At 69.9% G+C, this 21,346-nt stretch carries 23 protein-coding genes; 11 read left to right on the top strand and 12 right to left on the bottom strand.

Annotated features, from left to right (window positions below):
- Positions 1 to 6 precede the first annotated feature (6 nt).
- Positions 7 to 357 carry a DUF779 domain-containing protein gene (locus tag PV646_RS25140; protein ID WP_500344642.1) on the bottom strand — a complete coding sequence of 117 codons (351 nt, stop codon included), beginning with the start codon at positions 355 to 357 and terminating at the stop codon, positions 7 to 9.
- Positions 357 to 1,880, bottom strand: coding sequence for an aldehyde dehydrogenase (gene adh / locus PV646_RS25135; protein ID WP_500344641.1), 1,524 nt, complete (start codon positions 1,878 to 1,880; stop codon positions 357 to 359). The genes PV646_RS25140 and adh overlap by 1 nt, the downstream gene beginning before the upstream one ends.
- Positions 1,881 to 2,008: 128 nt before the next feature.
- Here adh and PV646_RS25130 point away from each other — a divergent pair, with 128 nt between their 5' ends.
- Genes PV646_RS25130 through PV646_RS25110 form a run of 5 tightly spaced genes read left to right on the top strand, consistent with a single transcriptional unit; the run spans position 2,009 to position 5,499 of the window.
- A complete protein-coding gene (locus PV646_RS25130) occupies positions 2,009 to 3,133 on the top strand; it encodes a GAF domain-containing protein (protein WP_500344640.1) in 1,125 nt (374 codons plus the stop codon).
- Positions 3,134 to 3,158: 25 nt separating this feature from the next.
- Positions 3,159 to 3,899, top strand: a complete 741-nt coding sequence (locus PV646_RS25125; RefSeq protein ID WP_500344639.1) for a hypothetical protein — start codon at positions 3,159 to 3,161, stop codon at positions 3,897 to 3,899.
- A gap of 19 nt (positions 3,900 to 3,918) precedes the next feature.
- A complete protein-coding gene (locus PV646_RS25120; protein ID WP_500344638.1) occupies positions 3,919 to 4,209 on the top strand; it encodes a hypothetical protein in 291 nt (96 codons plus the stop codon).
- A 26-nt stretch (positions 4,210 to 4,235) separates the two neighbouring features.
- Positions 4,236 to 4,973, top strand: coding sequence for a DUF4397 domain-containing protein (locus PV646_RS25115; RefSeq protein WP_500344637.1), 738 nt, complete (start codon positions 4,236 to 4,238; stop codon positions 4,971 to 4,973).
- A gap of 1 nt (position 4,974) precedes the next feature.
- A complete protein-coding gene (locus PV646_RS25110) occupies positions 4,975 to 5,499 on the top strand; it encodes a class F sortase (protein WP_500344636.1) in 525 nt (174 codons plus the stop codon).
- Here the strand turns inward: PV646_RS25110 and PV646_RS25105 are convergent.
- The 7 genes from PV646_RS25105 to PV646_RS25075 all read right to left on the bottom strand — a co-directional run bounded on the left by PV646_RS25105 (position 5,471) and on the right by PV646_RS25075 (position 12,867).
- Positions 5,471 to 6,091 (bottom strand): ABC transporter ATP-binding protein, encoded by a 621-nt coding sequence (locus PV646_RS25105; protein ID WP_500345081.1) that lies wholly within the window; start codon positions 6,089 to 6,091, stop codon positions 5,471 to 5,473. The genes PV646_RS25110 and PV646_RS25105 overlap by 29 nt on opposite strands.
- Positions 6,085 to 6,987, bottom strand: coding sequence for an ABC transporter ATP-binding protein (locus PV646_RS25100; RefSeq protein ID WP_500344635.1), 903 nt, complete (start codon positions 6,985 to 6,987; stop codon positions 6,085 to 6,087). Before PV646_RS25100 ends, PV646_RS25105 begins: the two co-directional genes overlap by 7 nt.
- The gene (locus tag PV646_RS25095; protein ID WP_500344634.1) at positions 6,981 to 7,865 is read right to left on the bottom strand and encodes an ABC transporter permease; all 885 of its coding nucleotides are present in this window, start codon (positions 7,863 to 7,865) and stop codon (positions 6,981 to 6,983) included. The genes PV646_RS25100 and PV646_RS25095 overlap by 7 nt, the downstream gene beginning before the upstream one ends.
- Positions 7,858 to 8,820 carry an ABC transporter permease gene (locus tag PV646_RS25090; protein WP_500345080.1) on the bottom strand — a complete coding sequence of 321 codons (963 nt, stop codon included), beginning with the start codon at positions 8,818 to 8,820 and terminating at the stop codon, positions 7,858 to 7,860. Before PV646_RS25090 ends, PV646_RS25095 begins: the two co-directional genes overlap by 8 nt.
- Before the next feature lie 32 nt (positions 8,821 to 8,852).
- A complete protein-coding gene (locus PV646_RS25085) occupies positions 8,853 to 10,424 on the bottom strand; it encodes an ABC transporter substrate-binding protein (protein WP_500344633.1) in 1,572 nt (523 codons plus the stop codon).
- A 310-nt stretch (positions 10,425 to 10,734) separates the two neighbouring features.
- The gene (locus PV646_RS25080) at positions 10,735 to 12,438 is read right to left on the bottom strand and encodes an IlvD/Edd family dehydratase (RefSeq protein ID WP_500344632.1); all 1,704 of its coding nucleotides are present in this window, start codon (positions 12,436 to 12,438) and stop codon (positions 10,735 to 10,737) included.
- 33 nt (positions 12,439 to 12,471) lie between these two features.
- Complete coding sequence (locus tag PV646_RS25075; protein WP_500344631.1) at positions 12,472 to 12,867, bottom strand: helix-turn-helix domain-containing protein; 396 nt, start codon at positions 12,865 to 12,867, stop codon at positions 12,472 to 12,474.
- A gap of 108 nt (positions 12,868 to 12,975) precedes the next feature.
- On the opposite strand from PV646_RS25075, the gene PV646_RS25070 reads away from it, so the two are divergent.
- From PV646_RS25070 to PV646_RS25050, 5 genes are all read left to right on the top strand, one after another.
- Positions 12,976 to 14,235, top strand: a complete 1,260-nt coding sequence (locus PV646_RS25070) for a hemolysin family protein (RefSeq protein ID WP_500344630.1) — start codon at positions 12,976 to 12,978, stop codon at positions 14,233 to 14,235.
- Positions 14,232 to 15,263 carry a hemolysin family protein gene (locus PV646_RS25065; RefSeq protein WP_500344629.1) on the top strand — a complete coding sequence of 344 codons (1,032 nt, stop codon included), beginning with the start codon at positions 14,232 to 14,234 and terminating at the stop codon, positions 15,261 to 15,263. Before PV646_RS25070 ends, PV646_RS25065 begins: the two co-directional genes overlap by 4 nt.
- A gap of 28 nt (positions 15,264 to 15,291) precedes the next feature.
- A complete protein-coding gene (locus tag PV646_RS25060) occupies positions 15,292 to 16,254 on the top strand; it encodes a sporulation protein (protein WP_500344628.1) in 963 nt (320 codons plus the stop codon).
- Positions 16,255 to 16,284: 30 nt separating this feature from the next.
- Positions 16,285 to 17,028, top strand: coding sequence for a TerC family protein (locus PV646_RS25055; protein ID WP_500344627.1), 744 nt, complete (start codon positions 16,285 to 16,287; stop codon positions 17,026 to 17,028).
- 80 nt (positions 17,029 to 17,108) lie between these two features.
- Positions 17,109 to 17,444, top strand: a complete 336-nt coding sequence (locus tag PV646_RS25050; RefSeq protein WP_500344626.1) for a DUF6292 family protein — start codon at positions 17,109 to 17,111, stop codon at positions 17,442 to 17,444.
- Here PV646_RS25050 and PV646_RS25045 read toward each other — a convergent pair.
- The 3 genes from PV646_RS25045 to PV646_RS25035 are packed head-to-tail and all read right to left on the bottom strand — an operon-like array spanning position 17,378 to position 20,706.
- Entirely contained in the window at positions 17,378 to 17,950 is a 573-nt protein-coding gene (locus tag PV646_RS25045) for a hypothetical protein (RefSeq protein ID WP_500344625.1), read from the bottom strand. The two genes, PV646_RS25050 and PV646_RS25045, sit on opposite strands and share 67 nt — an antisense overlap.
- Before the next feature lie 42 nt (positions 17,951 to 17,992).
- A complete protein-coding gene (locus PV646_RS25040; RefSeq protein ID WP_500344624.1) occupies positions 17,993 to 20,149 on the bottom strand; it encodes an MMPL family transporter in 2,157 nt (718 codons plus the stop codon).
- Between the two features lie 5 nt (positions 20,150 to 20,154).
- Positions 20,155 to 20,706 carry a TetR/AcrR family transcriptional regulator gene (locus PV646_RS25035; protein ID WP_500344623.1) on the bottom strand — a complete coding sequence of 184 codons (552 nt, stop codon included), beginning with the start codon at positions 20,704 to 20,706 and terminating at the stop codon, positions 20,155 to 20,157.
- A gap of 85 nt (positions 20,707 to 20,791) precedes the next feature.
- On the opposite strand from PV646_RS25035, the gene PV646_RS25030 reads away from it, so the two are divergent.
- On the top strand, positions 20,792 to 21,328 hold the full coding sequence (locus PV646_RS25030; RefSeq protein ID WP_500344622.1) for a hypothetical protein: 537 nt from the start codon (positions 20,792 to 20,794) through the stop codon (positions 21,326 to 21,328).
- Positions 21,329 to 21,346 lie beyond the last annotated feature (18 nt).

Genomic DNA, 21,346 nt, shown 5'->3' with positions numbered 1-21,346 from the left:
GGCATGCTAGAGCTCCTCGTCCGCCAGCAGTCGAGAGCGCACCAGAAAACGTATTCCAAGCGGTGCCTCCAGCGAGAAACCGCTCCCACGTCCAGGCACGACGTCGATCGTCAGGTGCGTGTGGCTCCAGTACTCGAACTGAGACGCGGACATCCACACAGGAATGACGAACTCGTCGACCGCGAGATCACCGAGGTGCACGTCGGACCCGCCGGTGCGGAACTCCCCGGCGAGGTAGCACATCGGGGCCGAGCCGTCGCAGCAGCCGCCGGACTGGTGGAACATCAGGTCGCCGTGCTCGGCCCTGAGGCCGCGGAGCACGTCCGCGGCCTCAGGGGTCAGTGCGACGCGGGGCATCAGAAGAAGCCCTGGGCGTTCTGGGAGTAGCTGACGAGCAGGTTCTTGGTCTGCTGGTAGTGGTCGAGCATCATCTTGTGGTTCTCGCGGCCGATGCCGGACTGCTTGTAGCCGCCGAACGCCGCGTGCGCCGGGTAGGCGTGGTAGTTGTTCACCCACACGCGGCCCGCCTGGATGTCGCGGCCGGCGCGGTAGGCGACGGAACCGTCTCGCGACCACACGCCCGCGCCGAGGCCGTACAGGGTGTCGTTGGCGGTCTTCATGGCGTCGTCGTAGTCGGCGAACCGGGTGACCGAGACGACCGGGCCGAAGATCTCCTCCTGGAAGATCCGCATCTTGTTGTCGCCCTCGAAGATCGTCGGCGTCACGTAGTAGCCGCCGGACAGCTCGCCACCGAGGTCGGCTCGCTCGCCGCCGGTGAGGACGCGGGCGCCCTCCTGCTTGCCGATGTCGATGTACGACAGGATCTTCTCGAGCTGGTCGTTGGACGCCTGCGCGCCGATCATGGTGTCGGTGTCGAGCGGGTGACCCTGCTTGATCGCGCGAGTCCGCTCCACGGCGTCGCTCATGAAGCCGTCGTAGATGTCGCTCTGGACCAACGCGCGCGACGGGCAGGTGCAGACCTCGCCCTGGTTCAGCGCGAACATCGCGAAGCCCTCGAGAGCCTTGTCGTAGAAGGAGTCCCGCTGCGAGGCCACGTCGTTGAAGAACACGTTCGGCGACTTGCCGCCGAGCTCCAGCGTGACGGGGATGATGTTCTCGCTGGCGTACTGCATGATCAACCGGCCGGTGGTCGTCTCGCCGGTGAACGCCACCTTCGCGACGCGGCGCGAGGACGCGAGCGGCTTGCCGGCCTCGACGCCGAACCCGTTGACGATGTTCAGCACACCCGGCGGGAGCAGGTCGGAGATCAGTTCGTTCAGGACGTGGATCGACGCCGGCGTCTGCTCGGCGGGCTTGAGCACGACCGCGTTGCCCGCGGCCAGGGCGGGCGCGAGCTTCCAGACCGCCATCAGGATCGGGAAGTTCCACGGGATGATCTGCGCGACGACGCCGAGCGGTTCGTGCAGGTGGTAGGCGACGAGGTCCTCGTCGATCTGCGAGATGCCGCCCTCCTGGGCGCGGATCGCGCCCGCGAAGTAGCGGAAGTGGTCGATCGCGAGCGGCAGGTCGGCGGCCAGGGTCTCGCGGACCGCCTTGCCGTTGTCCCACGTCTCCGCGACCGCGAGCATCTCGAGGTTCGCCTCGATGCGGTCGGCGATCTTGTTCAGGACGTTCGCGCGCTCGGCGACCGACGTCTTGCCCCACGCGCGGGCGGCGCCGTGGGCCGCGTCCAGCGCGCGTTCGACGTCCTCGGCGGTGCCGCGGGCGATCTCGGTGAAGTCCTCACCCGTCACCGGGGTGGGGTTGGCGAAGTACTGGCCCTTGGCGGGCGGCACGTACTCGCCTCCGATGAAGTGGTCGTACCGGTCGCGAAAAGTGACCACGCTGTCCGGTTGTCCTGGAGCCGCGTACCTCGCCATGGACCCTGCCTCCCGCGTCGTTGCGAACAGGCGGCGAACGTAGAACCGGCAACGTTTCACGTACGTTGCATCCGATCGGAGTAGTGACAGGCTTGCAGCTGCGGCACACCGACCTGCATCCTGGACCAATGGACCCAGTCGAGCTGGGTGCCGCGCGTCCGGTGATCTTCGAGTCGTGGCGGCGCTCCCTTGCCGCGCACATCGACCCGGACCGGCACGAGGCCCCGGTGGTCTACGAGCGCGACGAGGTCGCCGACCTGCGGGGAGCGCACCCGCTGGCCACGACCGTCCCGCTGCTCACGGACACGCTGTCGATGGACGACACGATCATGATCGTCACCGACACCCGCGGCCACATCCTCTGGTGCGAGGGTGACAACCAGACCCGGCACCGCGCCGAACGCGTCCACCTCACCGAGGGGTCGCGCTGGAGCGAGGACGTCATCGGCACGAACGCGATGGGCACCGCTCTCGCGACCGGCCGGCCCGTCACCGTCCATTCGCGCGAACACCTCGTGCGCACCTATCACGGCTGGACGTGCGCGGCGAGCCCGATCCACGACCCCCACACGGGGGTCCTGCTGGGGGTCGTCGACGTCAGCGGGCCGCTCAAGACGATGCACCCGGCGGTCGCGCAGCTCGTGTCCGCCGCCGCCCGGCTCGCCACGCACCACCTGCGGCAGTTCGCGCCGCGGCAGCACGTGCTGTCGCTGAACTTCCTCGGCGGGCCGCACGCCGACCTCGACGGACGGCCGCTGGCGCTGACGTTGCGCAACGCGGAGGTCCTGACGGCGCTCGCCCTGCACCCCAAGGGACTCACGGCGGAACAGCTCGCGTTGTTGCTCTATGGTGAACGTGGGAACCCGACCACGGTCCGCGCGGAGCTGCACAGGCTGCGTGCGCAGCTCGGTGGTGTCCTGTTGACGAGGCCCTATCGGCTCGATGCCGTGGTGCGCGGCGACTTCCTGGACGTGCGGACGGCTCTGCGGTCCGGCGACGCGGGCAGGGCGACCCGGCACTACAGCGGTGATCTGCTACCCCGTTCGGACGCGCCGGTGGTCCGCGAGGAGAGGATCGACCTCGCCGCCGCGGTGCGCAAAGGCGTGCTGGAGCGGGGAGATCTCGACTCGCTGCTGGCGTTCGCGGACAGCGGTGAGGACGCCGAGGTGCTCGAACGCCTGCACCTGCTGCTCCCGGAGACCGATCCTCGTCACGCGCTCGTCTCCTCGCGCCTGCGAAGGGCGCTGGAATAGGCTTTCCCGCAAGGGGAGGGCAAAAGTGAAGCAGTGCATCAACTGCATGACCCGGTTGCCGCGCAAGGACGTCACCGAGGTCGCGTGGTGTGCTTTGTGCGCGCCGTGCCTGCAGGTCGTGTCGGACCAGATGAAACTCCTGCACGACGGCGGGTCCGTGCGGATCCTGCAGTGCGGGTGGTGCGGTGTCGCGCGCTCGTGCGGCGCCGGCGCGCGCACGAGGTGCCTGGTGTGCCTGGACGACAGGTCCGTGCCGGACCCGGCCGTGCAGGGGATCGCGCACCGGCTGGAGCTCGGCGGCACCTGGCGGGAGAACTCGGAGTTCCTCGCCGCGACGACCGTGAAGGTGCGGCTGGCCAAGTACTTCCGGCCCGGCTGGACCGTGCTCGCGACCGACGTGCACGGGCTGCCGTGGACCGGGTACCGGTGGCTGACCAGGTCGCACGGCACGTGGGGCCGCGACGACGAGACCGGGGAAGTGCGGCAGCTCAAACGAGTGCGCGGTGAGACGACCCTGCTTTACCTCGTGCGGTACGGGCAGGTGCTCCGGTTCGGGCGGGGCGGCGACGACCGGGTCGGCGGGCACGTCGCGCAGGGCGCGGTGCCGATCCTGGTGCTCCGCGCGCCGGGCGAGCAGGTCGTCGTGGCGCGCGACAAGCTCAAGCGTGCGCACCGCGGCGAAATGGTGTCGCAGCGGACGCCGGTGGACCTGTTCGCCGTGCTGCCGGGCGGAGAGGACGTCACCGATCGGTTCTCGCGGAGTTGATCCTGGGTAGCCCACCGCCGTGGACGAAGTCGTGGTGGTGGGACAGATCGCACGGGACCTGGTCCTCGTCGTGGACGAGGTGCCCGGTCCCGGGGGCACGGCGGTCGTGCGGCGACGCCGGGAGGCGCTCGGCGGCAAGGGCGGGGCACGACTGTCGCGTCCGGCCGCCGCGGCGCTGACGTTCGCACTCCTGCGTGGGGACGGTCCCGCCGAGGCGGCAAAGGTCGCCTTCGAGGCCTCCGCGGCCGCCGTGTCGCACGCCGGGGCCGCACGAAGCTCACTGGACGCTGATCGATCGCGTTATCGTTGACAGGTCCGGTGAGGGGAGGGGTCCGCGTGCGAGTACTCGCTGTCGTGCTGTTGATGCTGTTCACGGCCTCGCCCGCGCAGGCGGCGACGGGCACGTACGTCCGCCTCGGGCACTTCTCGAAGGACCAGGCGCGCGTCGACGCCGTGCTCGACGGGGTCAAGCTCGGCACCCTCGACTACGCCGACCTCTGGGACTACCGCCGCGTCGAGCCGGGCGAGCACGTCGTCGAGTTCCGCATGTCGGAGCCGGGTAGTCCGCTGCTGCGGTCGGTGACGGTGCGTGCGACCGCCGGGCAGGCGTACACGGTCGTCGACATCGCGTCCTCGATGAAGGTGCTGGACGACGACATCAGCCAGCCGCCGGACGGCCAGGCGCGGATCCGGGTGATCAACGCCGGGGACGCGCGGACCGACCTGCAACGCGGTAGCACGATGGTGCACCGCGGTGTGCAGCCCAACTCCACGACCGGCTACGTGCTGGTGCAGCCCAGCGCGGACGCCCTGGAGGTGCTGCAAAGCGGCAAGGACTCGACCACGCTGGACGCGCCGCTCGAAGCGGGCGGCGTCTACTCGCTGCTGGTCAACGCCCGGCGCATCGAGCTGCGGACCGACGCCAAGGGCTCCGAGGTCGTGCCGAGCGGCGGTCAGGAGACCGGGTTCGGCGGCATGGCGGGAGGCTGGGACTGGCTCACCGCGCTGGTGATCGCGCTCGTCGTCGGCGTCGCGATGTACTCGGTGCGCGGCTGGCTGTTCCGGTTCGGCTGACATGGCCAAGGGCAAGCTCCTGATGGGGGTGGCGGTCCTCGTCACGCTGATCTACGTGGTCAAGGGGCCTGGCGCGGACGAGGCGCCGGAGCCGGTGACGGTGCTGATCCCCTCGATCGGCGTCGACACCGCGCTCGAAGCGCTCAAGGTCGACTCCGCCGGGGCGCTGGAGCCGCCCACGCGTTCGGACAAGGCCGGGTGGTTCGCCAAGGGGGTCGCGCCGGGGGACGCCGGTCCGGCGGTGATCGCCGGGCACGTCGACTCGAAGACCGGCCCCGGTGTGTTCTTCCGGCTGCCTGAGCTCCAGCCCGGCGCCGAGGTGCTGGTCGAGCGCGAGGACGGCAGCAAGCTGACGTTCGTCGTGAACAGCACCGTGACGACGGAGAAGTCCGCTTTCCCGACGGCCCTGGTCTACGGGCCGACGCCGCTGTCCGAGTTGCGGCTCGTGACGTGCGGCGGAGACTTCGACCGGGTCGCGGGCAGCTACCGGAACAACGTCATCGTGGAAGCGGTGCTGAAAGTCTGACGGTCTCGTCCGCCCACCTGGTGAGCAGCGTGGCGTCGTGCGAGATCGCGAGCACGCCCGCGCCGGATTCCCGCTGGTAGGCCCGGATCACGCCGACCAGCGCCGCCGTCGTGGAGGCGTCGAGCATCGTCGTCATCTCGTCGCAGATCAGGTAGCGCGGGTTCAGCGCCAGCGCGCGGGCGAGGCACGCGCGCTGCAACTGGCCGTCGCTGACCTCGTGGGGGCGGCGGCCCAGCAGGTCGTCGGTGAGCATCACCTTCTCTGCGAGTTCGTCGACGCGGTCCGCGCCCGGTTCGGCGATCGCCTGGCGGAGGGTGAAACGCGGGTCGACCGACAGCCTGGGCTGCTGGAACAGCACACCGATCTTCGTGCGCTGACGAGCCTGGAACCGGAACCCGGTGACCGTCTCGCCGTCGATCTCCACGGTGCCGGCGAACGGCTTGTGCAGCAACGCGAGCACTCGGGCCAAAGTGGACTTGCCGGACCCGCTCGGCCCGGCGAGCCCGACGGTCTGTCCGGGGTGGACGGTGAGACTCACGTCGGTGATGACCGGGTCGCGGTACCCGGCGGTGATGCCGAGGCCGGTCAGCACGGGCGGTGGCACGCGACGGCGTGCGGGTCGTCGGTGAGCACGGGACGGTCCTCGCAGATCTCGGTGGCCTGCTCGCAGCGCGGGGCGAACGCGCAGCCCGCGGGCAGGTCGGTGAGCAGGGGAGGCTGGCCGGGGATAGGGAGGAAGTCCCGCTCGGGCAGCGCGTTGGCGAGGCCTCGGGCGTACGGGTGCTTCGAGTTGTCGAGCACCTCGTGCGCCGGGCCGACCTCGACGATCCGGCCCGCGTACATCACCGCGATCCGGTCGGCGACCTTGTGCGCCGCCGCCAGGTCGTGCGTGATCAGCAGGACGGCGTGACCGTCGTCGACCAGCCTGCGGAACTCGTCCAGCAGCCCGTCGACGAGGTCGCGGTCGAGGCCGGTGGTCGGTTCGTCCGCGATGAGCAACGGCGGATTGCCGACCAGCGCCAACGCGTTCGCGACGCGCTGGGCCATGCCGCCGGACAGTTCGTGCGGGTAGCGGTCGAGGTGCTCGGGCAGCAGCCCGGCCCGTTCGGCGGCCTTCTCCGCGTCGCCGCCGAGGACGCGCGCGGCCTCCTCGAGTTGCGCACGGGCGGTGCGCACGGGCGTGAGGTGGCTCGCCGGACTCTGCGGGATGAGGCCGATCCGGCGGCCGCGGACGGTGGTCGCGAGCTCGTGGTCACTCGCCGCGAGCAGGTCCACGTCCCCGAGCCGGGCACTGCCGGACGTCTCCGCGTTGCCCGGCAGGAACCCGAGCAACGCCGACGCCAGCACCGTCTTGCCGCAGCCGCTCTCGCCGACCAGCGCCACGCACTCGCCGGGCCGCAGCACCAGCGACACGTCGTTCACCGCCTCGACGGTCGCGCCCTTGAGCGCGAACCGCACCGACACGCGGTCGATCTCCAGGTTCACCACGTCAGCTCCGTGCGCCGTTTGGGGTTGAGCCGATCCCGCCACACACCGCTGATGCCGGACACCGCCAGCGTCGTGATGATCAGCAGCAGGCCGGGGGCCAGCGACATCCACCAGCCGCCGATCAGCAACGAGCGCTGGGCGTCGTTGATCATGTTGCCGATGCTGGCCGCGTGCGGCGGCAACCCGAGGCCCAGGAACGACAGCGCCGTCTCGTGCCACACCGCGTGCGGCACCATCAGCGTGGTCGCGAGCAGGACCTGCGGGGCGACGTTCGGCAGCAGGTGCCGGGTCAGCACCTGGAACCGCGAGGCCCCGCCGACGATGGCCGCGTCGATGAACGGCCTGGTGCGCAGCGACAGCACCTCCGAGCGCACGATCCGGGCGGCGGTGAGCCAGTGCGTCAGGGCGATCGAGATGATCACGGCGCTCAGGCTCGGACGCAGGATCGCGACGATCACGATGCCCAGCAACAGGTGCGGGACCGAGGCGATCGCGTCGACCACGCGCATCATGATCCGGTCGAACCAGCCGCCGATCGACCCGGCCAGCGCGCCCACCGCGGTGCCGGCGATCGCCGAGATCACGGCGGCGACCACGCCGACCGTCAGCGACACCCGCAGCGCGTAGACGCAGCGCAGCAACACGTCGCGGCCCAGTTCGTCGGTGCCGAACAGGTGCGCGGCGGACGGCGGCTGGTTGGCGATCGCGAGGTCGACGTACTGCTCGTTGAGTTCCACGAACAGCGGCACGACCAGGACGGTGACCGCGACCAGCCCGAGGATGATCGCGGACGGCAGGAGCCGCCACTTCGGTGAGCGAGGCGGTGACGCGGCGGTGAGGCGGCTGCGCGGGGCAGGACGCCAGAGCAGGTCAGCCATCGAGCGCCACCCTCGGGTCGGCCAGCGCGTACAGGACGTCGGCCAGCAGGTTGCCCAGCAACACCACACCCGTCGCCATCACGGTCAGCGCGCCCAGCAACGCGAAGTCGACGTTCAGCGCCGCCTCCACCGTCGCCCGCGCGATGCCCGGCCACGAGAACACCGTCTCCACCAGCAACGCCCCGGTGATCAGCTCGGGCAGCCGGGCGCCGAGGAGGGTCAGGAACGGCAGCAGCGAGGTGCGCAGCGCGTGCCCCGACACCACCAGGTGGTCCGGCAGCCCCCGCGCCCGCGCACCGATCACGTGGTCCTGCGTGAACGACTCCAGGAGGTTCTGCCGCACGAACAACACGAACCAGGGCGCCTGCGAGATCGCCAGCACCGCCACCGGCAGCACCATGTGGACCGCGACCCCGCCGACGGACACCGGGTCGGCGCCCGTGGTGACACCGCCGCCGGGAAGCCATCGCAGCTGCAACGCGAAGACGTACAGCACCGCGAGCCCGAGCCAGAACACCGGCGCGGCCTCCAGCGCGTAGCAGCTGCCGGTGATCGACCGGTCGAGCCACGACCCCTGTCGCCACGCGGCCAGGGTGCCCAGCAGCAGCCCGAGCACGAGCGCCAGCGTGAAGCCGACGGACACCAGCAGCACCGTCCACCCGAGACGGTCGCCGATCACGGCCGACACGGGTTGCTGCAACGACAGCGAGTCGCCGAGGTCACCGGTGACGGCGTGCCGCAGCCAGGCCCAGTACTGCGCGACGACGGGTTCGTCGACGCCCCAGTTCGCGCGCAGCTGGGCCACGCGTTCCGGTGAGGCGCCGATGATCCGGACACCGAAGTAGCGCTCGACCGGGTCGAACGGCGAGGCCTTGGCCAGCACGAACAGGGCGAAGCTGACGACCAGCAGCACCGGGACTGCGAAGGCCAGGCGCCGCAGGGCGAACAGGCCGATCGACCGGGCCGTGCCGCGTGTCTGCGGCCGGGTCACGACTTCGGGGTCCAGCGTTCGAGGTTCCACCACACCGCGTGCACGAGGCCGTGGTCGTGCGGCTCGACCTGGGTCTCCTGGCCGTTCCACTTGTCGCGCAGGACGTAGGTGTGGTCGAGGAACACCAGGAACGCCCAGCCCGGGTCGGCCGCGTACGCCTTCTGGAACTCGTCGTAGGCCTTCTTGCGCGCGGCCGGGTCGAGGCTGCGGCGCGCGGTGTCGAGCGCGGTGTCCACAGTGGAGTTCTTGTACAGCGTCATGTTGACGTACCCGTCCTGGCCCGCGTAACGCGAGTGCAGCAACGTGTACGCGGCCGTGTCCGGGTCGTACGGGTCGCCGCCGCCCCACACCGCCGCCGCTTCCTTGCGGCGCTGCAGCATGATCTCGAACGTCGTCGCCTCGACAGGCGCGTCGATGCCGAGCTTCGCGATGTCGGACGCGGTGGCGAGGGCCAGTTCCTTGCGCAGCACGTCCGGCGCGGGGTAGAGCACCGGCAGCCTCGCGGGCTGACCGTCCTTGGCTCGCTTGCCGTCGGCGCCCTTGCGCCAGCCGGCCTCGTCGAGCAGCTTCCCGGCCTCGGTGACGTCGTAGCGGAACGAGGAACCCTCGTCGTACCAGTCCTTCAGGTACGGCGAGATCGGCGTGGACGCGGGCTTGCCGGAGCCGGCCAGCACGGCGTCGATCATGGCCTGGCGGTTGATGCCGAGGTTGATCGCGCGCCGGACCTGCGGAGACGACGTGAACGGCAGCTCGGACGGGATGCCGAGACCGCGGTAGTCGGCCGACGGGTTCTGCACGATCTTGTAGCCGGACTTGTCGCGGTAGGTCTGGGCTAGCTTGGGCGGCAGCACCGTGCCGTCGAACTCACCGGCGGCCATGCGGGTCGCGCGGGCGTTGTCGTCAGGTACGAAGACCACGGTCACGGACTTGATCGCGGGCGCGCCGCCCCAGTACTTCTCGTTGGCCTTCAACACCATCCGGTCGCCCTTGCGCCACGACTCGACCGTGTACGGGCCGGTGCCGACCGGGGCGGTGTTGAACGCCGCGCTGTTGAGGTCCTGGCCGGTCAGCTTCGCGGCGGGCACGATGCCGAGCGCGAGTTGCTGGGCGAACGGCGCGTAGGCGTAGGAGAGCGTGAACTCGACCGTGGCCGGGTCCTTCGCCACGACGTCGGTCAGCGCGTCGAACCGGGAGGCGATCGTGGAGTTCACCTTCTTGTCCAGCACGGACTTGTAGGTGAAGACGACGTCGTCAGCGGTCAGCGGTGATCCGTCGGAGAACGTGATGTCCTTGCGCAGCTTGGCGGTCCACGTCAGGCCGTCCGCCGTGGCGGTCGGCAGTTCCGCGGCCAGCGCCGGCTTCAGGGCCAGCGAGGCGTCCCGCGCCACGAGCCCGTCGAAGATCTTCGCCGCACCGTCGGGCGCATACCCGAGCACGGGGTTGAGGTTCTCCGGCTCGCTGCCCGCGCCGATGACGATGGACGTCGCCGATGCCGTCGTCGAGCCGTCGGGTGAGGAGCACGAGGCCGCCAATGCCGCTGCCACCAGCGCGAAAACAGTCCGGCGCATCCATTTCCTCCCCAGAGGTCCGTGTTGCCGCGTGCAGCTAACAGCAAGGAACTTGCAATAGGCAATACCTTGCATGACTGCACACAGTTCACAGACGTGCCAGCATCAGCGGCATGACCAACGGAGTGCACACCCACGAGCACAGCCACGGTGACACGACTCATACGCATCCCCATGGGGATCACGCGCACGACCACGTCGAGCACGAGCACACCCACACGCACGACGGTGAGACGCACTCACACACGCACGTGCATGACGCAGGTCACGTGGAAGAGCACTCGCACGCGCACTGAGGCAGACCCAGGCCCTAATGCGATTCGCGGGTGACCTCGCTGCCGCTGGAGCCGACCAGGAAGTCCAGGTCGGCTCCGGTGTCGGCTCCCAGGACGTGGTCGACGTAGAGCCGTTCCCAGCCGCGCTTCGGCGCCGCGAACGCCTCCGTCATCGCGGCATTCGGCGTACGGGACAGGAAGTCCGGTGCCTCCACGTCGATGCGGCGGTTCTCGACGTCCAGCACGATGACGTCTCCGGTGCGCACCAGCCCGAGCGGCCCGCCCGCCGCCGCCTCCGGTGCCACGTGCAGGACGACCGTGCCGTACGCGGTGCCGCTCATGCGCCCGTCGCAGATCCGGACCATGTCACGCACGCCCTGTTCCAGCAGTTTCTTCGGCAACGGCATGTTCGAGACCTCCGGCATGCCGGGATAACCGCGCGGGCCGCAGCCCCGCAGCACCAGCACGGAGTCCGCGTCCACGTCGAGGGCGGGATCGTCGACGCGGGCGTGGAAGTCCTCGATGCTGTCGAACACCACGGCCCTCCCGCGGTGCCGCAGGAGGTTCGGTGACGCGGCTGCCGGTTTGATCAGAGCTCCTGATGGCGCCAAGTTGCCGCGCAGCACCGCGATCCCACCTTCCGAGATGATCGGCTCCGCCCGGCCGCGGATCACCTCGGGGTCCCAGATCGGCGCGTCGCCGAGGTGGTCGACGAGTGGCCGGCCGGTGACCGTGAGCCCGGCGGGGTCGAGCAGGTCGCGCACTTCCCGCAGCACGGCCAGAAGCCCGCCGGCGCGGTGGAAGTCCTCCATCAGGAACCGGCCCGCGGGCTGCAGGTCCACCAGCAGCGGCACGCCGGAACCGATGCGGTCGAAGTCGTCCAGCGTCAGGTCGACGCCGAGCCGCCCGGCGATCGCGAGCAGGTGCACCACGGCGTTGGTCGAACCGCCGATCGCGGCCAGCGCCACGATCGCGTTGTGGAACGACGCCTTCGACAGGAAGGTGCTCGGCCTGCGGTCCTTCTCGACCAGCTCGACGACCAGCCGGCCGGTGCCGTGCGAGGCTTCGAGGAGCCTGCTGTCGGGTGCCGGGGTGCCCGCCACGCCGGGGACGACGGTGCCGAGCGCCTCGGCGACCAGTGCCATCGTCGACGCGGTGCCCATGGTGTTGCAGTGGCCGCGACTGCGGATCATCGCCGACTCGGAGCGCAGGAACGCCTCCTGTGACAACGTGCCCGCGCGCACCTCCTCCGACAGCCGCCACACGTCCGTGCCGCAGCCCAGGGGAACACCGCGGAACGTGCCGGTCAGCATCGGCCCGCCCGGCACCACGACCGCCGGGATGTCGACGGACGCGGCGGCCATCAGCAGCGCCGGGATCGTCTTGTCGCACCCGCCCAGCAGCACCACGCCGTCTACGGGGTTGGCGCGCAGCATCTCCTCGGCCGCCATCGCGGCCATGTTGCGCCAGAGCATCGCGGTGGGGCGGACGTTGGTCTCGCCCAGCGACACCACGGGCAGGTTGAGCGGAATGCCGCCGGCCTCGTACACGCCGTTCGACACGGACTTCGCGACCTCGTCGAGGTGCGCGTTGCACGGGGTGAGGTCGGAGGCGCTGTTGGCGATGGCGATCTGCGGTCGGGAGAAGGCGTCGTCCGGCGTGCCGCGCCGCATCCAGGCGCGGTGGATGTAGGCGTTGCGGTCCTGACCCGCGTACCAGTGCTCGCTGCGAAGTCCCACCACGCGCCTCCCCGGTCGTCACCCCCGACTTAACTACATCGGGAGGTCCGGCGGGAGTTGCAGAGCGATGGTGATCAGCGAGTGGACCCGGTTCGCGATCACCGAGAGCAGACCGTGCATCTCTGGGGACGCGGCGTCGGCGGCCTCCTGGAGCGTGCGCAGGTCCGTGTCGATCTGGCCCAGCACGGCCGCGGTGTCGGCGGGGCCGGCCGTGAACGCGCGGGCGATGTCCTCCAGGGGAAGACCGTGGACCTCCAGGCGTTGTACGAGGTGGATGCGTTCCACGTCGTCGCCGCGGTAGAGGCGGTAGTTGCTCGCGGTGCGCTGGGCGGGGCTGATCAGGCCCAGCGTCGTGTAGTAGTCGACGGTGCGGATGCTCACCCCGGCGCGGGCGGCGAGCTCGCCGATCTTCAGCAGCACCTCGGACACAGCGACCACCTCCCGTCACCGCAAACCATACAGTGCTACGTGCTACTGTTGGCACATGCCTGATGAAGCCGACATAGACGGCTGTAGTACTGGGCCGGGTGCGTCTTGTTGATCGCGTCCGGCTTGCTCGCCATCGTGGCCCTCACCGTGGCCACGGGGTATTTCGTCGCACAAGAGTTCGCGTACATGGCGGTCGACCGCGGTCGCCTGCAGCAGCTGGCCGAAGGCGGGTCCAAAGCCGCCGAGCGTGCCTACCGCGTGACGCAGAAGCTCTCCTTCATGCTGTCCGGTGCCCAGTTCGGCATCACGGTGACGGCGCTGCTCGTGGGATACGTGGCCGAGCCGCTGCTCGGCACCGGCCTGGGCGTGCCCGGCTCCATGGTGATCGCGCTGACCTTCGCCACCGTCGTGCAGATGGTGCTCGGTGAGCTGCTGCCGAAGAACCTCGCGATCGCGCGGCCCGAACAGCTCGCGCTCGCCCTGAGCTCCTCGACGCTCGTCTACCTGAAGATCGCCGGTCCGGTGATCCGGTTGTTCGACGCCGCCGCGAACCGGTTGCTGCGCGCGATCGGCATCGAGCCCGTCGAGGAACTTCCCCAGGGCGCGACACCGGAGGACTTCCGGCAGATCGTGGAGGACGCGGGGGAGCAGGGTCACCTGGACCCCGAGCTGACGCGCCTGCTGGAGCACGGCATCGGCTTCCGCGAACTCGTCGCCGAACAGGCGATGACGCCCCGCGTGAACGTCCACACCGTACGGTTCGACGAACCGGCCGCGCGCGTGGTCTCGTTGCTGGACACCGGGAACTCGCGTTTCCCGGTGGTCGGCGAGGACCTGGACGACCTGCGTGGTGTCGTCGGCCTGGCCGAGGTGCTGACGCTGGCGCCGGAGGACCGTGCGGCGGTGGCCATCGAGAAGATCGCCTCGCCCGCTCTGGTGGTCCCGGCGACGCTGCCGCTGCCCGCCGTGCTGGAGAGGTTGCGGACCGAACGCCGTCAGCTCGCCTGCGTCGTCGACGAGTTCGGCGGGTTCGCCGGCGTGGTCTCGCTGGAAGACCTGGCCGAGGAGCTCGTCGGCGACATCCACGACGAGGACGACCTGGTCGAGGAGACCATCGCGCCCCTCGGGGAGCACCGCTGGCAGGTGCCCGGCCGGATGCGGCTCGACGAGGTCGAGGACGTGACCGGCGTCGAGCTGCCGGAGGACGACGCCTACGACACCGTGTCGGGTCTGGTGCTGCACCAGCTCGGCCGCGTGCCGGAGGTCGGCGACGAGATCGTGCTCGACGGCGTGACGCTGCTGGTGACAGCGGTGGCGCGGAACGTGCCGGAGTCCGTCGAGATCAACGTGCTGGAGGCGGCGCGATGAGCATTGCCATTTCCGTCGTCCTGCTGGCGTTGAACGCCTTCTTCGTGGCCGCCGAGTTCGCGTTGATCGCGGCGAAGCGGCACCGGCTGGAGCAGGCCGCCGAGACCTCCCGCGCGGCGCGTGCCGCCGTGGCGGGCGTCCGTGAGCTGTCGCTGATGCTCGCGGGTGCCCAGCTCGGCATCACGCTGTGCACCCTGGGCCTGGGCGCGCTGGCCAAGCCGGCCGTCGCGGACCTGCTCGAACCGGCGCTGCGCCTGACCGGCCTGCCGGAGGCGTTCGCCTACGGCATCGCGTTCACGATCAGCCTGGTGCTGGTGGTGTTCCTGCACATGGTCGTCGGCGAGATGGCCCCGAAGTCGTGGGCCATCGCGCACCCCGAGCGGTCCGCGCTGATCCTGGCGCTGCCGTTCCGCGCGTTCGCCCGCTCGGTCCGCTGGCTCCTCAGCGGGCTCAACGCGATCTCGAACGCCCTGCTGCGCCTGATGAAGGTCGAGCCGCAGGACGAACTGGCGCAGGCGCACCGGCCGGACGACCTGCGGATGCTGCTGCGCCAGTCCGCCGAGCACGGCCTCATCCCCGAGGCGCAGCAACGGTTGCTGACGAGGATGCTGCAGGTCCAGCGCACCACCGTGAGCGAGGTCATGATCCCGATCGCGGAAGCGTCGTCGGTCACCGAGCACACGACCGCGCGGGCGATCGAGCGGCGCAGCCTCCAGTGTGGACGGTCGCGCTTCCCGGTCACCGACCTGCGCGGCGACCACGTCGGACTCGTTCACATCCGCGAGGCCATGCGTGCCACGGCCCGCGGTGAGGACCCGACCGCCCGCGAGCTGATGGGGCCCGTGCTGACGCTGCCGGCGTCGATGCCGGTGGCCCAGGCCGTGACCGAGATGCGCGGCGCACGGGCTCAGCTCGCGCTGGTGCAGGACGGCGCGACCGTGGGGATCGCGGCACTGGAAGACCTCCTCGAAGAGCTGATCGGCGACTTCGAGGATGAAACCGACACCCGTCCGGTCAGCGCCCGCTGACCGGAGTTTCCCAGGGAGGAAACACACCATGTTCAAGCGGATGCTCAGCGCCTTCGGCGTCGGTGGCCCGTCGGTCGACACCGTGCTGGACTCGCCGCACGCCTCGCCCGGCCAGGTCGTCACCGGGCAGGTGCGCATCCAGGGTGGCAGCGCGGACGCCGAGATCGGCCAGGTCGTGCTGTCGCTCGTCACCCGCGTCGAGGTCGAGCACGGGGACCACGAGTACGGCGGCGTGTCGGAGTTCCTGCGGGTCGTCGTGCAGCAGGGCGTGCGGGTCGGGGCCGGTCAGCTGGTCGCGATCCCGTTCCAGCTGCCGATCCCTTGGGAGACCCCGATCACCGCGGTCGGCGGCGGCCAGCTGCCCGGCATGACCGTGGGCGTGCGGACCGAGCTCGTGATCGCGGGCGCGCCGGACAAGGGCGACCTCGACCCCGTGCTCGTGCACCCGCTGCCGTCGCAGGACGCGGTGCTGAACGCGTTCGGGCAGCTCGGTTTCTCGTTCCGCAGCGCGGACGTCGAGGCCGGTCGCCTGCACGGCGTGCCGCAGGAGCTCGGTTTCTACCAGGAGATCGAGTTCTTCCCGCCGGCCCAGTTCGCCGGTGCCGTGCAGCAGGTCGAGCTGACCTTCGTGGCGACGCCGCACGAACTGTTCGTGGTCCTGGAGGCCGACAAGCGCGGCGGGATGTTCTCGTCGGGCGGTGACGCGTTCGGTCACTTCCGGCTGTCGCACCAGGAGGCGCAGTCAGCCGACTGGGCGTCGTCCATCAACGGATGGCTGGCTCAGGTGGCGCAGCGCGGCGGTGGCATGTTCGGTCAGCAGCAGCACGGTCACTACGACCAGCACGGTCACCACGGCGGTCACCACGGCCGGGGCGGCATGGGCATGGGCACGGTCGTCGCGGCCGGTGCCGCCGGTGTCGTCGGCGGCATGGTCGTCGGCGAGATGATGGACGACGCGTTCGAGGACTTCGGCGACTTCGGCGGCGAGTGACCGCGAGCCACCACCTGAGAGGAATCGCCGATGGAGTGGATGACGAGCCCGGAGCTCTGGGTCGCGTTCGCGACGCTGCTGCTGCTCGAAATCGTTCTGGGCATCGACAACGTCGTCTTCATCTCGATCCTGGCCGGGCGCCTGCCGGAGGAACAGCGGCGCCGGGCCCAGGTCGTGGGCCTCTCGCTGGCCCTGATCACCCGCCTGCTGCTGCTCGCCTCGCTGGCGTGGGTGATCGGGCTGACAGCGCCGTTGTTCACGGTGTTCGGTCAGGAGATATCCGGGCGTGACCTGATCCTGTTGCTGGGCGGGCTCTTCCTGCTCGGCAAGGCGACGTTCGAGATCCACGAGCAGCTCGAGGGCGCCGACCACGCCAAGGAGCGCAAGGCGGTCTCGTTCGCCTCCGTGATCGCCCAGATCCTGGTGCTGGACATCGTCTTCTCGCTCGACTCGGTGATCACCGCGGTCGGCATGGTCGACGAGTTGAGCATCATGATCGCGGCCGTCGTCGTGGCGATGATCGTGATGCTGGTCTCGGCCAAGGCGATCTCGGAGTTCGTGAACCGCCACCCGACGGTGAAGATGCTCGCGCTGTCGTTCCTGCTGCTGATCGGCGGCAGCCTGATCGCCGAGGGCTTCGACCAGCACATCCCCAAGGGGTACGTGTACGGGCCGATCGCTTTCTCGGTGTTCGTGGAGTTCCTCAACCTGCGGATGCGGGCGCGGAAGTCCAAGCCGGTGGAGTTGCACGGCACGTACGTGAAGAACGACTGAGGTTTGCCACCTGTCCACCGGGGTAACCGCGCTCTGCGTCAAGCAGTCGGCGTTGGTACCCCGGTTGGACGGAGGGCGACGTGATCGAGCTTGACTACGCGTTGAGAGTCACGCGGGAACTCGGCCTGAGCGGCGAGTCCTCCTGCATCGACCGCCAGAAGCCGTTGCGCGTGTACATCGCCGTGGACGGCAGGCTCCCGGAACATCCCGATCTCGACGTGGCTCTGTTGTGGACCAAACGCGACGGCTGGTCGATCGCCGTCGAGGACGGTGCCGAGCTGACCGTCGTGGCGTACCTGGGCGGGGCCGTGGAGCCACCGCCCCGCGCGGTCGCCCGCTGGGTCCGGCGTCAGCTCGCCGGCAGCAGCTCGTCCGAGATCGTGAGCCCGGCGTCGCACGCCGGACAGGTCGCCTGACCGAAGAAGAACCGGAACACCCTCGCTGTGTCGTCCCGACCGTGCGCGGAGGCGGTCTCGTACGCCTTGCGGCCGACGCCGTCCAGCTCGGCTGGGCGCAGAGGTCGTGTCGCGTTGCCGGTGCGGCTGACGCCTTTGCCGGTGAGGATCGACATCGGCGTGCCGCACTCGGGGCACTCGACCTCGTACTCCTCGTCGGCCACGCCCGAGGCCAGGACGTGCGTCCGGTCCAGCAGGCCTTCGAGCACCAGCACGGCTTCCAGCAGGAACTCGTAGTCCTCGCGCGTCTCCGGCAGCAGCTCGTTCGCCGTGGCCAGCAGCGTCGCGATGTCCCGCGCGTGCTCGGCGCGGACCTCGTCACCACCGTTGGCGACGACGGCCGCGGCCAGCACGACCGCTTCCGGCTCACGCAGTTCGGCGAGGCGGGGGAGCACCGCCCGGCCGTCGGCAGGCCCGTGGTCCCAATGGGAGCAGTACGCCTCCCAGAGAGCAGGAAGGTCCGTCATGCCCGTGATCAGACCACGGGCATGACGGACCTGGGAGCGGAATCAGACCGAGACCGTCTCCTTCTCGTCCTTCTTGTTCTCCAGCTCGTCGAGCGCGGTGCCCTCGACGTCGAGCTCCGGCAGCCAGCGCAGGAACTTCGGCAGCCACCAGGCGCGCTCACCGAGCAGGGCGAGCGCCGCGGGCACGAGCACCATGCGGACCACGAACGCGTCCACGAAGATGCCGACCGCGAGGGCGAAGGCGATCGACTTCACGGTCGCCTCGCCCGCCGGGACGAAGCCCGCGAACACCGAGAACATGATCAGCGCGGCGGCCACGACGACCGGGGCCGCCTGGCGGAAGCCCGTGGTGATGGCCTCGATCGGCTTGGCGCCGCGGTGGTGCGCCTCGTGCATGCGGGACACCAGGAAGATCTGGTAGTCCATGGCGAGGCCGAACAGGATGCCGATCACCAGGATCGGCGTGAGGCTGATCAGCGGGCCGGTGCTCTCCAGGTTGACCGCGCCCGACAGCCAGCCCCACTGGAACACCGCGACGGTGGCGCCGAGCGACGCGCCGATGGTCAGCAGGAAGCCGAGCACACCGACCAGCGGCACGAGCAGCGAGCGGAACACCAGGACCAGCAGTACGAGCGCGAGGCCGACGACGACCGCGAGGTAGATCGGCAGGGCCTTGTCCAGGGACGTGGCCACGTCGACGCTCACCGCGGTGGCACCGGTGACGTACGCCCTGCCACCCTCCACACCGGACAGTTCGGCGCGCAGGTCGGCGACGAGCTTCTCGGTCTCCACGGTGTCCGGGCCGGACTTCGGGATGACGGTGACCAGCGCGGACTTGCCGTCCTGGCTGGGCTGGGCCGGCGTCACCAGGGCGACGTCGGACAGCTTCGTGATCGGCTCGGACGCGTCCTTGGCGATCGCGGCGGCGCCGTCGCCCTCGAACAGGACGATGATCGGGCCGTTGAAGCCCTCGCCGAAGCCCTTGGCGAGGATCTGGTCGGCGCGCTCCTGCGTCGAGTTGGCCGGCGGCTTCTGGATGAGCGTGGTGTCCATGGACGCCACCGGGATCGCGACGATGCCGAGCGCGACGACCGAGAACAGCAGCGCGACGACGCGGTTGCGGGTGATCGCACCGATCCAGCCGCTGATGACGCCGCGGTCCTTGGGCTCGGAGGCCTTCGCGGCGCGTTCCTTGCGGGTCAGCACGCGGCGGCCGAGCATGCTCAGCACCGCGGGCACCAGCGTGATGGCGATCAGGACCGCGACGACGATCGTGGCGGCGGCCGAGACACCCATCTGCGTGAGGAACGGGATGCCCGCGATCGCGAGGCCCACCAGCGCGATCACCACGGTCAGACCGGCGGTGACGACCGCGGAACCCGCGGTGCCGACGGCGGTCGCGACGGCGTGGCCGACGTCCGAACCTCGGCGCAGTTCCTGGCGGTAGCGGTTGATGATGAACAACGCGTAGTCGATGCCCACCGCCAGACCCAGCATCGAGGCGAGGATCGGCGTGGTCGACTGCAGGTCCATGAAGCCGGTGGCGATCGTGATGCCGAGCGCGCCGATGCCGACACCGATGGCGGCGGTGAGCAGGTTCATGCCCGCCGTCACGAGCGAGCCGTAGGTCAGCGCGAGCACGACCAGCGCCAGCACGACACCGATGGCCTCGGTGGCGCCGCCGATGTGCGGGACCTCCTGCATCGCGGTACCGCTGACCTCGACGGTCAGTCCGGCCGCGCGGGCCTTGTCGACGGCCTTGGTCAGCTCGGCGCGCTGCTCGGCGGTGACCTCACCGGGCTTCACGTCGTAGGTGACCGTGCTGTAGCCGACGTTGACGTCGCGGTTGACGCTCGGCGCCGCCGGGTCGAGCGGGTTCGTCGCCGACCGCACGCCCTTCAGCGCGGACTCGTCGGCCACGAGCTCGGTGATCGTCTTGATGTGCTGCGGCAGCTTCTGGCCGTCCGGAGCCTGCAGGACGACCTTGGCGGTCGCGGTCTCACCGGAGCCGAACGTCTTCTGGATGCGCTCGAGCGCGGTCGTCGACTCCTGCCCGGGGATGGACATCGAGTTCGACGTCTCACCGCCGAGCGTGAACGCGCCGGCACCGGCGCCGATCAGCACGAGGAGCCAGATCAGGACGACGGGAAGACGGCGCCGGTAGGTGCCCATTCCCAGTCTGTAGAGCAGTTTCGCCATGATGGTCAGGCCTCCTGGTGCCCGAGTGCGTCGTAGCAGGTAGCGAGGATCAAGGGGCGCCACGTCGTCTTGTCACCCTGCTGGTTGGCCAGAAGGGTGAGCACGGCCATGGCGCTCAGCGCGCCGACGATCCGGATCGCGCGGGACATTTCGAGGACTGGGTCGATGACGAACATCTCGTTGAGGAGCAGCTCGTCCTGCGCCTGCTGCGGGTCCTCACCCGGCGCCGTCATCGTCCGGAAGAGCAGGGCGACCATGCCCGGCCGGTCGAGCGCGTGGTCGGTCAGCAGTTCCAGCGCCCGGCGGTCGCGCGCCGGTCCGGCCGGCATGTCTTTCACCAGGTCGAGAACGTGCCGGGTGATGACATGGCTCTGTTCCCACGCCGCTTCGAAGAGAGCGTCCTTGCTCGGGAAGTGGTGCAGCAGACCGGCCTTGGACAGGCCGACAGCGTCCGCGAGCGACTTCAACGAGGTCTGCTCGAAGCCGTGCCGCGCGAAGAGCGCGGCGGCGGAGTCGAGGATCTTCTCGTCGACCCCGGTCCTGGGCTGTCGTGGCATGCAGCCGACTTTACGGCGTTCACCGACCGATTCGGTAGGTTTACCGACCGAAATGGTCGGTGGCGTTCGTCACCACAATGGGGGAGTGATCGAGTTTCGAGCTGCTGTTGAGGTGACCGGTAGTGACGTCGTGGAGTTGTCCGGGCGGATGAGCCGGGAGAAATTCGACGCGGCGCTCGCGGCCATCGACGAGTACAACCGCGACGAGGACGCTCCCGAGCCGTACGCCGGGATGCTGGAGCAGGAGTGCCTCATCATGGCCGGCGGGGTGCTCGTGCGGGACGCTGCTGCAGGCGTCGAGGTCCCGCCCGGCTGCTGCTTCGGGCTGGAGTGCTGGCGCGACTGGACGACGCTGCTCGACGGCCACGTGCTGTGGCTCGGGCACTCGCCGACCCCCGGGCTGGAGATCGTGGACGGCGTGGTGAGGGTGTGGCGGGACGAGGAACGCCGTGACGAACCCGCGTGCGAGTTCCCACTGGGGGAGCTGCCGGTGCTCCTGGAAGGGGTGCGGCAGGACCTCGTCGGGTTCCTCGGCCTGGTCCGGGACTGGGCTCCGCACGAACTGGGCGAGGCACTGGCGGCGCGGTTCGACGAGGAGTTCCACGTCAGCGCGCCCCTCTGAATCCCCCTGCTGTGAGAA

This window comes from Streptomyces sp. ID05-26A (genome assembly GCF_033794685.1).
Lineage (GTDB): Bacteria > Actinomycetota > Actinomycetes > Mycobacteriales > Pseudonocardiaceae > Lentzea.
The sequence above is the reverse complement of the archived record's forward strand: the minus strand, read 5'-3'. Positions and strand labels throughout refer to the sequence as shown.